The following is a 13,893-nucleotide window of genomic DNA, read 5'->3' as shown; positions in this document are numbered from 1 at the left end:
TTCGTAATAGTTGAGTTAATTGTTATACTAAAGTAGTAAATTGTAAGATTTTCACTTGCAAATACAAAAAACCAACTTCCCTCTGGAAGTTGGTTTTGCTGGAACATATATGTATGCCCATAACTTATGGAATCGGTTCCCCTCTGCGAACGTTCTTCCAATCTATTTTTTATATGCATTCTTTAGCTTTTGCAATCTGAATTTTCACTTGCTCAAAACCAGTACCACCTAAAGAGTGACGACGTTGCACTGCTGCTTCTGGTGCTAATACATCGTACACATCTGATTCAATTAATGAACTTGCTTCTTGCAAGTCTTCAATTGATAGGTCTAACAAGTAAATGCCACGTTGGATACAAAGGAATACAAGTTTCCCCGTAACCTCATGTGCTTCACGGAAAGGCATACCTTTTGTTGCTAAATAATCCGCAAGTTCTGTTGCATTAGAGAAATCTTGATGCACTGCTTTATGCAATGTTTCTTTTGCAACGGTCATTGTACGAACCATTCCTTCGAAGATTTTAAGCGAGCCGACAATTGTATGCAATGTATCGAACATACCTTCTTTATCTTCTTGCATGTCTTTGTTATAAGCTAATGGAATTCCTTTCAAGACAGTTAGTAAGCCCATTAGATTACCGTATACACGGCCTGCTTTACCACGGATTAATTCCGCCATATCAGGATTTTTCTTTTGTGGCATTATACTTGAACCTGTAGAGAACGCATCATCTAACTCGATGAATTTGAACTCCTCACTTGACCACAGAATGATCTCTTCAGCAAAGCGTGATAAGTGCGCCATTAAAAGTGAACCGTTACTTAAGAACTCAACGATGAAATCACGATCACTTACAGCGTCCATACTGTTTTGATAAACTGCAGAGAAACCAAGTAGCTCAGCACTCATTTCACGATCAATCGGGAAAGTCGTACCAGCAAGAGCACCTGCTCCAAGTGGCGAAATATCAGTACGTTTCAATGAGTCTTGGAAACGTTGTTTATCACGTTCTAGCATCCAGAAATACGTCATCAAATGATGTGCAAATGAGATTGGCTGCGCACGCTGTAAATGCGTGTAACCAGGTGCAAGTGTATCAATGTTATCTTCCGCTTGCGTAACAATTGCTTTTTGGAAAGCTTCTATTAAAGAAATAACCTCTTGCAAACGTTTTTTAAGGAACAAGTGCATATCTGTTGCGACTTGGTCATTTCGACTACGGCCAGTATGTAATTTACCGCCAACTGGACCAACTAAATCGATTAGCATTTTCTCAAGATTTAAGTGAATATCTTCATTAGCAATTGAGAACTCAAGAGAGCCCTCAGTAGCTTTTTGTTGTAGTTGATGGAGACCTTCTTTTATCGTGTTGACTTCATCTTGTGATAAAATGCCACAAGCACCAAGCATCGTAACATGAGCAATACTGCCTTCTAGATCTTCAGTTACAAGCTGTTGGTCAAACCCGATGGATGCTCCGAATTCATCTACCCATTGTTCTGCAGAATTTTGGAATCGTCCGCCCCATAGTTTACCACTCATGCTTGCACCTTCTTTTCTCCTTTGTTTACCATAGAGTTCACTTTTGTTGGAAGACCCCATAGTTCGATGAAACCTACTGCAGAAGCATGATCGAATTCATCATCTTTTGTATATGTTGCTAATTTTTCGTCATATAGAGAGTTAGGAGATTTACGTCCTTCAACAATTGCATGGCCTTTGAATAGTTTCACACGAACTGTACCATTAACAAATTTTTGTGTTTCTTTTAAGAATGCTTCTAAAGCAGTTCTTAATGGAGAGAACCATAAACCTTCATAGATAAGTTCAGTTAATTTTTTCTCAATTACTGGTTTGTAATGAGCGATTTCTTTTACTAGTGTAATATCTTCTAATTCTTTATGAGCTAATAGTAAAGTGTGTGCACCTGGAATTTCGTAAACTTCACGTGATTTAATACCAACTAAACGATTTTCAACGTGGTCGATACGGCCAACGCCATGTTTACCAGCTACTTCGTTTAATTTTAAGATTAAGTCAGCTAGTTTATAAGAAACACCGTCAATTGCTACTGGAACACCTTGTTCGAATTCGATTTCGATAATATCAGCAGTATCTGGAGCATTTTCAAGAGATACTGTTAACTCGTACGCTTCTTCTGGTGGTGTAGCCCAAGGATCTTCTAAGATACCACATTCGTTAGCACGGCCCCATAAGTTTTGGTCGATTGAGAATGGTGAATCTAAAGAGATAGGAAGTGGAATATTCTTTGATTTTGCGTATTCAATTTCCTCTTCACGGCTCCAAGCCCATTCACGAACTGGTGCAAGAACTTCTAAATCTGGGTTTAATGCTTTAATAGAAACTTCGAAACGAACTTGGTCATTTCCTTTACCAGTACAACCATGTGCTACTGCAACTGCGCCTGTTTGTTCAGCAACTTCTACTAATTTCTTAGAAATAAGTGGACGAGATAGTGCTGATACTAAAGGATATTTTTGTTCGTACCATGTGTGAGCTTGAAGAGAGATTAATGCGTACTCTTCAGCGAACTCGTCTTTAGCGTCGATCATGTAAGATTCAATCGCACCAACTTCTAATGCTTTCTTTTTCACGAAATCTAAATCTTTACCTTCACCTACGTCTAAGCAACAAGCTACTACTTCGTAACCTTGATCGATTAACCATTGAATCGCAACTGATGTATCTAAACCGCCTGAATATGCAAGAACTACTTTTTTAGCCATGTGACATTCCTCCGTGTCGTGTATGTTTATACGTTTATATTTAATATTTATGCAATTATCATATCACGGAATAAAAATGAACACAAGTGTATTTTCTTGCATTATTAAAAATATTTAAAGTTTCTAAAAAGTCCCCACAAAACCTGTTTGAACACTTATTAAACCTTTGTATATATAATAAAAAGGGCTTTCCTAAGTAGAATACCCTACTAGAATAGCCCTTTTAATGATTAAATCTAATTATACAATCCATGCAGTTTTTTCTGCATAAACCATTATCTGAAAACTAATGTCACGATATACAATTTATAAATCGATGTATATTCATAAGACTTTTACTTCTTATTAAAAAATCGCTTCCCTAATTTTTCAACAAGGGATGGTGCTACGGCATATAGTTTACTTGAAATCGCCATATATGACGGCAAATTCACTTCTCTAACATTACGGCCAATTGTTTTGACCGTCGCTTCAGCTACTTGCTCTGGTGTTAATAACACATTTTTCATTGCATCACGATATGTAGCAGTTTGATCAGCATGATCCAAAAACGGTGTGTCAATTGGACCTGGGTGAATCGTTGTCACCTGCACATTAAATGGGGCAAGCTCCATTCGAAGTGCATTTGTAAAGCCTATGATAGCATGTTTTGTCGCTGCATATACTGAAGCCTTCGGTGTTGCTACCTTTCCTGCTTGTGAGCCAATGAATATAAATTGACCATTTTTACGTTCTATCATTTGGTGTGATAACGCCTTTGTTAGAATGATAGGTGCTTGAATATTCACATGAAGCATTTGTTCTATTTCAGCATCCGTTAAGTCTGTTGCATAAGCAAATGTTCCAACTCCAGCAGAGTAAATGGCAATATCAATTACGGGCAATTTTTCAAGTAAAGCATGATTACCCTCTATAGTAGATAAATCAGCTTGAATCATTTGGATATTTGGAGCAGTAAAAGACTGCAAAGCTTCCTTCGAACGCCCTGTTGCAATGATTGTATGCCCTTCAGTCGCAAGAATGTTTACTATACACTTACCAACTCCACTTGTCGCTCCTGTTACGAGAATGGTTTTATGCTTGCTCATAAAGATAGACGCCCTTATCATTCATCTTCTCTTTAACTAGCCCTTCATCGATTAAATAGTCTAACTGACCAATTGTTTCAGACAAAGTTAAACCTAATTCTTTCTCATAAGCATATGGAAACAGTTCAACATTCAGTTCAAACGTATTTTTGGGGCTACCTTCTAACATTCCGTATACTTTCATCGCACGCTTATGCTGTTTTTCAAGTCTTTCCTTTACTAGTTCATGTACATTTCGAATCTCTTCCCCATGACCGCTATAAAGGACATCAATCGGTAAAGTTAATAATTTTTTCAATGAAGCATTTTGCTGTAATAGCGATTTCGCACGGTTTGCCTTAGGATTAAGTGGTGGCTCAATTAATGGATTTGACGATACATGTCCAATGAGTAAATCGCCGCCTATCATCGCTTTTTTCTCTTTATGCCAAAAAGCTAAATGACTTTGCGCATGACCTAATGTCTCCATTGCTATAAGTCCTGGATGCCCTGGCACTTCGTCTCCGTCATGTAAAATCGCGGTTAATGGGCGAGTCCCTACAAAATCAGTTGACCTTGTCATCTTCTTTACCCAATTAAAATACTCTTCTGGCACACCTTCTTCTTTTAAACGGTCCATATAAAAATCGAAATGTGAGGCGAGGAAAACTGGGTCTCTGCGTAACCAAGCATCGTTGTATACATGTCCTAACACTTTTGCGTTTGGAAATGCATCGACTAACCCCATATGATCTGGATGATGATGCGTTAAAATAACTTGTTCTATATCTTCAAAGCGATAGCCCGCTTCTTTTAAACCCAATTCTAATGCCTCATACGCTTCGGGCGTTTTCGTACCCACATCAAAAATTGATAATGCGTCCCCTTTTAATAAATAGGAATTTACAGTCCCTACTGCAAATGGCGTTGGTGTAATAATCTTATGAAACATTTCAAAAACCCCCTACAAAAATGAATAGATATTCACTTCATTGTACAAGATTAGCTAGAAATCGTCACCTAATAATGTTGACAAAAAATTGTTAAGACACTATACTTGCAATCACATACAAAAAAGCGTAGATGAAGAATAGTACAAATATTGATGGTGTAAAGAGAGTGTGACCACCGGCTGAAAGTCACATGACCCGCTCAATTTTTAGAACCTACTTCTGAGCTGCTATGAAAACATAGCCGTCCCTTAGCGATAATAAGGAGCGAGAGTTGTGCTAAAGTCATTTAGCAAAACAAGGTGGTACCGCGGAAACATGCGTTTTCGTCCTTTTATATAAGGATGGGAAGGCTTTTTTTATTGAAAAAAACAGGAGGCGACAAATATGCAAACAATTGTATTTGCTGGTGCAGGTTCAATGGCTGAAGCGATGATTCAAGGTTGGGTAAAAGAAGGTGTCGTATCACCCAAAAGCATTCATATTATGAATAAGTCCGATCGTCAAAAACTGAATCGTATCGCTGACGCATATGGCGTACAAATTGTTTCTGACAGTCTCGATGTTGTAAAAGTTGCAGATTGCATTATTTTAGCTATGAAACCGAAAGACGTTATAAAAGGAATGGAAGCTTTAGCTCCACTCCTTCAAGAACATACAGCTGTCTTATCCGTTGTTGCAGGTATTTCCATTGCAACGATTGAAAATAGTTTAGGAAAACGACCAATTGCTCGCGTTATGCCAAACACATCAGCTACAATCGGCATGTCAGCAAGCGGCGTATCATTTAATGAACAAATCGACGCAAGTTTAAAACAAGATTTTATGACAATGTTAGAAGCAATAGGCACAGTAATCGAAGTGGAGGAAGATAAGCTACATGCAGTAACAGCTGTCTCAGGCAGTGGTCCAGCATATTTATACTATCTAGTCGAAGCATTCGAACAAGCTGGCGTTAAGTACGGCTTATCACGTGAAGTTGTACGCTCACTCGCCGTTCAAACAATTGCAGGTGCAGCTGAAATGTTGAAACAATCTACAGAAGAACCAACAGAACTACGTAGAAAAGTAACAAGTCCAGGAGGCACTACTGAAGCCGGCATTAAAGCATTAGAAGAAAACCACTTCAAAGACGCGATTATGGCATGCATTCATGACGCAGAAGCGAAATCACGCGAATTAGCACAAAGTGAATAAAGGCTCAAAAGAAGAAACCCTGAAAAGCATCGATTTATCATGCCTTTCAGGGTTTTTTTATCACTAATCCAATTATGTATATATTATGTTTGGAATGTCTTTAAGGCGATTTTATTTTAAAATGAGTCTCTTCATGTGAATAGAAAATCAATACACCAAGATTTATACCTCATTACATTAGTTATGTTGATTTTGCACATTGTGTAAAGTTCATTTTATTGAACAAAATATAATTATAAGCAACTACTTACTACCATCTCATAATTACATCCCTTTAAAAGAAATCTATACTATCCTAAGACAATGTGCTAAATTTTTTCAGCGTTTAGTCTTAATATTGTTTTTTGTGTTCAACATGATAATAGTATAGATAATTCTTGCCCACATTAGGAATGTAGTTCCATTCCAATTTGCTCTACGAATTATTTATTAGAGTGAATACCTGTTGTTTCGAACCGCTTTTTGTTCAGACTTTTAGCAAAGTTAATTGCCACCAATTGAGGGATTAAATTCACTACACTAACAACTACTAAGAAACGAATTGAGCCAATGGGCTTAAAATATCCATCCCACGAGTCAATATTTATCATCTTACTATTAAAATAAAAAGAAATAATGACCGATCCAATATTCCCTATAAATACGGCTATTGTATTATTAGTCAAGCTACCAAAGAATGCAATAATCGTTGTTGCAATGATCATCAACAAATAGCCTGTCATTGAACTATCATTAAAGTCTTGAGATATTGAAAAATAAGCATATGGAAAGCTAAATAAACAGATGATTAAACTATAAACTGCTACTTTTTTCATCATTAAAATCCTCCTAGATATTGCTTTTAAACTATCAAAAAACATAAAACACCCTTATAGTGTAATAATACACTATAAGGGTGTTTTATGTAAACAAGTATCGGAAGTAAGTTTAAAGTCTTTTACTCATGTTATACCAAACTTCACCACCATGCACTGAGTTAGAAACCCCATCTTTGTTATAGCCTTGCTTTTCATAATAGCCAATTAATACTTCTTTACACGTTAACGTAACCGTTTTACGCTTGCATACTGCTGCTGCTCTTTCAAGATGCACGAGGAGTGCTGAAGCAATTCCTTGTTTTTGATATTCTGGAGAAACTGCTAATCCTAATATGCTTTGATATCCACCAGTTGTTGGGTTTTGCTTTATTGCACTGAATAAGTCATCGGTTATTTCAGGTTGTTCAATAACAGGTCCATTGATCAAACCTACAACATTTCCATTCACTTCCGCTACATAAAAGCTATCGGATATTAATTGGATTCTCTTTTCAAATGCATCTTGTGTTGCTGCTTCTTCTTTTGTAAAACATAGATTTTCAATCGTCACAAGTTCAGGTAAATCCTCTAATTTCACATTGCGTATTTTCAACATATTTATATCCCCTCCAAAGTCACATAAATTTCATCTAATTAATTCATTCCATTTATATTAGCAACATAAACTTTCTTTTATTTATTATAAAGTTCAAAGTTTGAAAATAAAGAACTTTCAATAAAAAAGTTGTCTTTTAGTTCTTTGAAGTGGAATTTTATCATTTGCACCCTCTTACTTAGAAATTAATAATACATATGAAACATTCAGATGTACCTAAGTCTTTTTAATAAACCAATCCCTACTATTTTGCTATAATATAGGCAACAAGAGAATTGGAGTGATTTCATTCATGGCAAAATTATTTGAAAATTATAAAATAGGTAATTTAACGCTAAAAAATCGCATTGTAATGTCTCCTATGTGTATGTATGAATGTCATAATAAAGACGGCCTTGTACAAGACTTCCATAAAATTCACTATGCAACAAGAGCAGTTGGTCAAGTCGGATTAATCATTGTAGAAGCAACTGCTGTTCAACCAGAAGGTCGTATCTCACCTCAAGACCTTGGCATTTGGCGTGACGAGCATACTGCTGGTCTTACTGAACTGAATCGATTAATGCATGGTGCAGGTTCCAAAACAGGTATCCAATTAGCACATGCAGGACGTAAAGCTGCGCTTGAAAGCGATATTTATGCACCTTCTGCTGTTGCCTTTAGTGATAACTACAAAACACCGATTGAAATGACAACCGATGATATAAAAAATACAGTAGACGCATTCAAAAAAGCCGCTATCCGATCTAAAGAAGCTGGCTTTGATGTAATTGAACTGCATGGTGCCCATGGATATTTAATCAATGAATTTTTATCCCCACTGTCAAATAAACGTACAGATGAATACGGAGGCTCAGTAGAAAACCGCTACCGTTTTTTACGTGAAATAATTACTGCTGTAAAAGAAGTATTTGACGGTCCCCTATTTGTCCGCATTTCTGCGAAGGATTATGCAGAGGGTGGAATGGAACCTGTCGATTATATTACGATGACAAAATGGATGAAAGAGCAAGGTGTCGATTTAGTGGATGTTAGTTCTGGCGCGGTCGTGCATGCAAGAATTCCAATATTCCCAGGTTATCAAGTACCATTTGCTGAGACCATCAAGCATGAAACACCGATTCCAACAGGAGCAGTCGGTCTGATCACTTCCCCAGTACAAGCTGAGGAAATTCTGCAAAATAACAGAGCAGATCTAATCTTCATGGCAAGAGAATTACTGCGAAATCCATATTGGGCTTACCAAGCTGCCAAAGAATTGGGTGTAGATATTGAAGCTATAAACGATTCATATAAACGAGGTTGGAAATAAGCTCCTATTTGAAAACCAGCATAAATAAATAAATAAATAAATAAATAAATAAATAAACCTACATGATGATTGAGTGTAAATATCCCAATCATCATGTAGGTTTTTTAATAAAGCTTTTACATTTTTTATCTATTCCTTAACTCTAAATAAATCATTTCTTACTTAACATGAAATGTAGTATGACTATGACCTTCTCGTGATTTTGAGACTTCTAAAATAGCAGGCATTGCTGCTTTTAGTTCAGCAACATGGGAGATAACGCCAATCATACGACCGGATTTCTGTAAATCAATGAGTGTATCGATTGCTTTTGTCAATGATTCCTCATCTAAAGTACCAAAACCTTCGTCTATAAACATCGTATCGATTCTAATATTTCCTTGGAAACTTTGAATCACGTCTGACATACCAAGTGCTAAACATAGTGAAGCATTGAACTTTTCTCCGCCGGATAACGTTTTGACATCACGAGTTTGACCCGTATATGCGTCATAGACATCTAAACCTAATCCGCTTTGTTTACCTCTTGCTTCTTGACGATCACTACGAATCAAATTGAATTGACCGTTCGATAGCGGTTTAAGACGCTCATTTGCGGCATGAATAATCTGCTCTAAATACTCGATTTGAACATAACGCTCAAATGAGATTTTCATATGATTTTGACCTCGTAGTAAATCATAAAGACCAATAATTCGGCCACAAGATGCTTCAAGATCAGTTATGTTTTTGCTTATTTCCGATAAATCAATAATCAGTTGGTGTGCATTCTGACGATATTTTTTCGAGTTATTCCATTGTTCGAAGGCTATTTCATATGCTTGTTTCAACTGATTTACTGCCGCAGACAATATAGTAAGATCCATTAATTCTTTGCCTGCAACTTGTTCTTTTTCTTCATCAATTTGTGTCGATAATGCATGTATTGAGTTTTTATATTGCTGACATTCTTCTTTTAGTTTTTGACACTGTGGCTCGTCTCTTCTCGCTGCTAAGTAATCTTTTCCTTTTTCAAAACCAGCATTCTCAACAGCTTGTTTAAAGTCATCTTGCGCTTGTTCAAGTAATTTACGTGATTCCGCTAAATCTGTTATTGCATGTTGTAAATTAGCTTGTGCTGTTGTATTTTGTTCATTTGCTAGTTGCATACGCTTTTGAGCAAGTGTCCAACTTTCCACTAATTGACTTCTTTGCTGTGTAGCTTCATTTGTTAATTGATATAAATGGTGTAGAGATGTTATATCTTGCGGAATAGATTTACGTTTTTCATCATAAATTGCCGTTGCATTATTCAGTGCCTGCAGTTGAGTTTGATAAGTCTTTTCCAGTTGTTGAAGTTGTAGCTGGAATTCGTCTACAGCTTGTTTTTGAGACTTCGTTTTCTCCTTTAGTTGGTTCCAAAGCTCTTTTTCTTTCTTCAATTGCTGAACATTAGCGAATAACTCTTGATATTGATTAGTTAATGTTGGTCCTTCTTCCACTGTTACGCTAAGTTCTTGAAGATTTTGCTCTAGTGCATTAAATGCTTGCATTTCAGCCTGCAGTTGTCCATTAGTCACAAAGTATTGTTGCTCTAAATTTGATGCATATTTGCGAATTTTTTCTAATTGTTGCTCATCAACAACTTCCACTGTTTCTTCATGCTTAGCTACATGTTCCGTACTTCCACATACAGGACACGGCGCACCGTCTACTAACTGTGATGCAAGAATACTCGCTTGGCTGGCAACCCATCTATCATGTTCAGCCTTTGCCTTTTGTTGAGCTTCCATATATACTTTTTCTTTTGTAATGACTTGCTCTTTTAAATCCTGTACTTTTTTTTGTTGTGTAGACCATTGGTGAAAAGCTGCTGCTCGGTCCTTTAATTGAGCCAATTGATCAACTTTGTCATCTAGAGGTTGTATCGTCTCCTCTAAAGTTGCTGATTGTTCTTCTATTGCTTGAAGTGCGAGCATTCGCTCTTCATGTTGTTGAACTTGTGCAGTAAATACTGCTTGCAATTGTTGAACCTCTTGCTGTAATTGGTTTTTTATCTGATTTTGCTTTTCTAAATCTTTAAATATAGGCTCTAAAGATTGTAAATGCATGACCCTTTTTAAACTGTCATTACGCTCAGTTTCTTTTTGTTGTTGAACTACAAATTGAGCAGTTACTTCTTCTAATTGAAGTTTTATTTTTTGTTCTGATTTTTCGGCTTCTTCATATGTACCTTCCTTTTGTAAAACCTTTTGCTTCGCAGCACGGTAATATTGCTCTATCGGTATAATATGACTAGCCTTTTCAGCAGCAGCTAGTTCACGTTCTTTTTCTATGAAAAGTGGCTCTTTTTGTTTTAAATCGAGAAGTTTTTGTTCTTTCTCTTTGAATGCCTCAATTTTTCGATTTAATGTAATGGCTTCAAATTGTTGGCGTTGCTTGTCTTCAAATTGTTTGCCTACCGCTTTATAATTTGCTTCATCTTCTGTAATTTGCTGATCATAAAAGTCGACTTCAACTTTTAATGCATCTACTAGTTGATACATATTGAACTGGTTTATTTCTAGTATCTCGAAAAGAGCAGACTCTCTTTTGGGAAGCGTACTTGCAATTTTACTTGTGTGTAAGTTACGGACTGCTATAGCCTGCTGTAGTTGCTTGTCAGCTTCTTCCTTTTTCATTTTAAGTTGATCCGCAATATGTCGATAAGATTCAGTCTTGAAGATTTTACGTAAAATCGCTTCTTTATTTTCTGTTTCAGAAGTTAGTAATTTACGAAACTCCCCTTGAGGCAACATGACGATTTGTTTAAATTGATCCTTTGATAAACCGATAATGTCTTCAATTTTTTTATTAATTTCTCCAACTTTTTGTGATTCAACGACTGGTTTTTCTCCTGTAGGTAAGATTTCAACAAGTTCAAATGATTCACCAGTTGCAGTTTTATTGCCATTTTTACGATGCGCTAATTGTCGAAGTACACGATATTGACGATTATGGATTTCAAAAATGAGTTCAGCAGATGTGTGGGTATCATCGTCAGCAAAGTCACTGCGAATTTCTTTAATATCTGCGCGATCTTCACCACTAGCACTACCATACAATGCAAAACTAATACCATCGAAAATAGTTGTTTTCCCAGCTCCCGTAGCACCAGAAATAACAAATAAGCGATGGTCGCCTAATTCACGAAAATCGATTATTTCTGTCTTTTTATAAGGACCAAAAGCGGTCATTTTCAGTTGAATTGGCTTCATTTCACATCACTCCCTACTTCTCGTTCTTTCGCTAATCCTTCTTGTAACACTTCTTGGAATAGTTGTTTTGTTGCAGCTTCAACTTCTGCTCCTACTATTTCCTTGTAAAACGCTTCAAAGAGCGTCAAATCATCCATCTTTTGACGAGATATCGTTAGTTGCTCTGTGCCGTTTATATTTTGATGAATCATTTTCCGTTCCACATGCATAGCATTCGGAAAGACTGTACGAATTTTCTCCATTGGTGAGATAATTGGCGTATCATCAAGTAATTTAACGTAAATATAATCTTCACTTACTTCTAATTTAAGTAAGTTATCAATCGTATCCTCAACAGTTCGCATATCTCTGCGAGGTTGCAATAATTTCTTCTCGATTGTTACTTGTCCATCTTCTGCTACATCTACGATTAAATAGCCCTTTTTATGATTCTCTTCAGAAATCGAATATTTTAAAGGTGAGCCTGCATAACGAATAGTTTCATTTAATACGAAATGCGCTTGGTGTAAATGCCCAAGAGCTGTGTAATGAAATGGTTCAAAGAGCGCTGCATCTATACATTCTGTACCACCGATAGCTAACGGTCGCTCAGATTCACTTGTATTCTCCTCTTCTTGACCATGTGAAGTTACAAAAGCATGTCCAACAAAAACATGTCTCTTCTCTGGATCCATTTTCTTTTTCAATTCATCCGTTATACGTTTCATCGCAGATTGATGTGTTTTAATGGAATCATCATCAAACACGTATCGAACTTGCGAAGGATCGGCATACGGTATTAGGTGAAAATGTACCTCTCCAAACTCATCAGTTAGAACGACTGGTGATAGCTTGTCATCAAGATTCCCTACTATATGTAAACCGCTTTCCTTCATTAACTGACTACCAAAATGTAAACGACCTGGACTGTCATGATTTCCTGCAATGCTAATGAGTGGAATATGTCTTTTTAACACAATCTCTGCGAAAATATCATCTAATAATCGAACAGCTTCTGTCGGAGGTACAGCTCTGTCGTATAAATCACCGGCAACAATGATGACATCTGGCTTCTCTTGGTCAATATCAGCCAAAAATTGTTGTAATATATAAGCTTGATCCTCAGTCATATATACCCCTTGTACAAGCTTCCCTAAATGCCAATCAGCTGTATGAAATATTTTCATGAAAATTCCTCCTTTTATATCATATTATCTATTTTAACATTCAATTGATGTGGTTGTGATTGAAAAATAGCACACAGAAATTACTGTAAATTCATTTTATCACAAACACGCTTAAAAGAACGAATGTTCCTGTTTTTTTAACGAATTAAATAACTTTCAATTAGTAGATTTTCTGAGAGATTATATACATTTGGATGATTCTGAATTTCAAAGCTTTTAAGGAGGGAAAAACTTGATTGATGTTAAATAACTTACAATTGACCAGCAAGTATAAAATCAAATATACCTTATAGTTTGATTTTTATTGGGGAGCCGTTTTCTGAGGATAATTTTTTTCATTTGACTATGCTTATGAACAGAATTCTAAGTTACATACACCACTTAAATTGGATTAGGTACTACAAAAACAAAAAGAGCGCTCTCTTATGCCGGATTTCGACTAAAGGACGCTCCTTTTGTTTTTTAACTCAAATACTCTTTCAATACTACTTCTAAACATCAAAATATAAATGATAATGAGCTTCACACCGCTCGTTAAACCTAGATCCACATTGTAAACAATGAGTTGTCCCAACATACTCTGTAATCGTATGTTCTTTGTTACAAATACCACAAAGCACGGCTAACTCATCTGATTCATTCTTTGACCAAACTTCTGGTTCATGAAGTTCACATGCAGCATGACATTCAAAACAAGGATAGTATTTATTACAGCATTTAAATTTCAATGCGACTATATCCTTCTCCGTATGATAATGCAAACAACGCGTTTTATCATCAACAACTAATCCAAACACTTTCATT

At 36.3% G+C, this 13,893-nt stretch carries 11 protein-coding genes and 1 other annotated feature; of the genes, 2 read left to right on the top strand and 9 right to left on the bottom strand.

Features of this window, described 5'->3' with window-relative positions:
- Positions 1-169: 169 nt before the first annotated feature.
- From argH to BK137_RS06960, 4 genes are all read right to left on the bottom strand, one after another.
- The gene (gene argH / locus BK137_RS06975) at positions 170-1,543 is read right to left on the bottom strand and encodes an argininosuccinate lyase (RefSeq protein WP_038182058.1); all 1,374 of its coding nucleotides are present in this window, start codon (positions 1,541-1,543) and stop codon (positions 170-172) included.
- Positions 1,540-2,748: an argininosuccinate synthase gene (locus BK137_RS06970; RefSeq protein WP_038182061.1), complete on the bottom strand. Its 1,209-nt coding sequence runs from the start codon at positions 2,746-2,748 to the stop codon at positions 1,540-1,542. Before BK137_RS06970 ends, argH begins: the two co-directional genes overlap by 4 nt.
- A 335-nt stretch (positions 2,749-3,083) precedes the next feature.
- Positions 3,084-3,836, bottom strand: coding sequence for an SDR family NAD(P)-dependent oxidoreductase (locus BK137_RS06965; protein WP_038182064.1), 753 nt, complete (start codon positions 3,834-3,836; stop codon positions 3,084-3,086).
- Entirely contained in the window at positions 3,823-4,767 is a 945-nt protein-coding gene (locus BK137_RS06960; protein ID WP_038182067.1) for an MBL fold metallo-hydrolase, read from the bottom strand. The genes BK137_RS06965 and BK137_RS06960 overlap by 14 nt, the downstream gene beginning before the upstream one ends.
- Before the next feature lie 119 nt (positions 4,768-4,886).
- Positions 4,887-5,102, top strand: a binding site (T-box leader).
- A 50-nt stretch (positions 5,103-5,152) separates the two neighbouring features.
- Here BK137_RS06960 and proC point away from each other — a divergent pair.
- Complete coding sequence (proC, locus tag BK137_RS06955) at positions 5,153-5,962, top strand: pyrroline-5-carboxylate reductase (protein WP_038182070.1); 810 nt, start codon at positions 5,153-5,155, stop codon at positions 5,960-5,962.
- Positions 5,963-6,384: 422 nt separating this feature from the next.
- Here proC and BK137_RS06950 read toward each other — a convergent pair whose 3' ends face one another.
- Together BK137_RS06950 and BK137_RS06945 are read right to left on the bottom strand one after the other, a co-directional pair.
- Positions 6,385-6,780 carry a hypothetical protein gene (locus BK137_RS06950; RefSeq protein WP_235175695.1) on the bottom strand — a complete coding sequence of 132 codons (396 nt, stop codon included), beginning with the start codon at positions 6,778-6,780 and terminating at the stop codon, positions 6,385-6,387.
- 109 nt (positions 6,781-6,889) lie between these two features.
- The gene (locus BK137_RS06945; protein ID WP_038182071.1) at positions 6,890-7,375 is read right to left on the bottom strand and encodes a GNAT family N-acetyltransferase; all 486 of its coding nucleotides are present in this window, start codon (positions 7,373-7,375) and stop codon (positions 6,890-6,892) included.
- Positions 7,376-7,667: 292 nt separating this feature from the next.
- Between BK137_RS06945 and namA the strand changes: the two genes are divergently transcribed.
- On the top strand, positions 7,668-8,687 hold the full coding sequence (namA, locus tag BK137_RS06940) for an NADPH dehydrogenase NamA (RefSeq protein WP_038182074.1): 1,020 nt from the start codon (positions 7,668-7,670) through the stop codon (positions 8,685-8,687).
- Positions 8,688-8,845: 158 nt separating this feature from the next.
- Here namA and BK137_RS06935 read toward each other — a convergent pair whose 3' ends face one another.
- The 3 genes from BK137_RS06935 to BK137_RS06925 form a co-directional block, all read right to left on the bottom strand.
- Entirely contained in the window at positions 8,846-11,923 is a 3,078-nt protein-coding gene (locus tag BK137_RS06935; RefSeq protein ID WP_038182078.1) for an AAA family ATPase, read from the bottom strand.
- Positions 11,920-13,089 (bottom strand): exonuclease SbcCD subunit D, encoded by a 1,170-nt coding sequence (locus tag BK137_RS06930; protein WP_038182080.1) that lies wholly within the window; start codon positions 13,087-13,089, stop codon positions 11,920-11,922. The genes BK137_RS06935 and BK137_RS06930 overlap by 4 nt, the downstream gene beginning before the upstream one ends.
- Before the next feature lie 491 nt (positions 13,090-13,580).
- Positions 13,581-13,892 (bottom strand): CHY zinc finger protein, encoded by a 312-nt coding sequence (locus BK137_RS06925; protein ID WP_038182083.1) that lies wholly within the window; start codon positions 13,890-13,892, stop codon positions 13,581-13,583.
- Position 13,893 lies beyond the last annotated feature (1 nt).

The sequence above is a fragment of the Viridibacillus arenosi genome, assembly GCF_001955655.1.
GTDB lineage: Bacteria > Bacillota > Bacilli > Bacillales_A > Planococcaceae > Viridibacillus > Viridibacillus arenosi.
This window is presented reverse-complemented; position numbering and strand designations above follow the sequence as displayed.

Excerpts from the sequence above, each read along its gene's own strand:
- BK137_RS06935 (WP_038182078.1), bottom strand. The coding sequence starts at position 11,923 with ATGAAGCCAATTCAACTGAAAATGACCGCTTTTGGTCCTTATAAAAAG.
- BK137_RS06965 (WP_038182064.1), bottom strand. The coding sequence starts at position 3,836 with ATGAGCAAGCATAAAACCATTCTCGTAACAGGAGCGACAAGTGGAGTT.
- BK137_RS06970 (WP_038182061.1), bottom strand. The coding sequence starts at position 2,748 with ATGGCTAAAAAAGTAGTTCTTGCATATTCAGGCGGTTTAGATACATCA.
- BK137_RS06960 (WP_038182067.1), bottom strand. The coding sequence starts at position 4,767 with ATGTTTCATAAGATTATTACACCAACGCCATTTGCAGTAGGGACTGTA.
- BK137_RS06930 (WP_038182080.1), bottom strand. The coding sequence starts at position 13,089 with ATGAAAATATTTCATACAGCTGATTGGCATTTAGGGAAGCTTGTACAA.
- namA (WP_038182074.1), top strand. The coding sequence starts at position 7,668 with ATGGCAAAATTATTTGAAAATTATAAAATAGGTAATTTAACGCTAAAA.
- proC (WP_038182070.1), top strand. The coding sequence starts at position 5,153 with ATGCAAACAATTGTATTTGCTGGTGCAGGTTCAATGGCTGAAGCGATG.
- BK137_RS06925 (WP_038182083.1), bottom strand. The coding sequence starts at position 13,892 with ATGAAAGTGTTTGGATTAGTTGTTGATGATAAAACGCGTTGTTTGCAT.
- argH (WP_038182058.1), bottom strand. The coding sequence starts at position 1,543 with ATGAGTGGTAAACTATGGGGCGGACGATTCCAAAATTCTGCAGAACAA.
- BK137_RS06950 (WP_235175695.1), bottom strand. The coding sequence starts at position 6,780 with ATGATGAAAAAAGTAGCAGTTTATAGTTTAATCATCTGTTTATTTAGC.
- BK137_RS06945 (WP_038182071.1), bottom strand. The coding sequence starts at position 7,375 with ATGTTGAAAATACGCAATGTGAAATTAGAGGATTTACCTGAACTTGTG.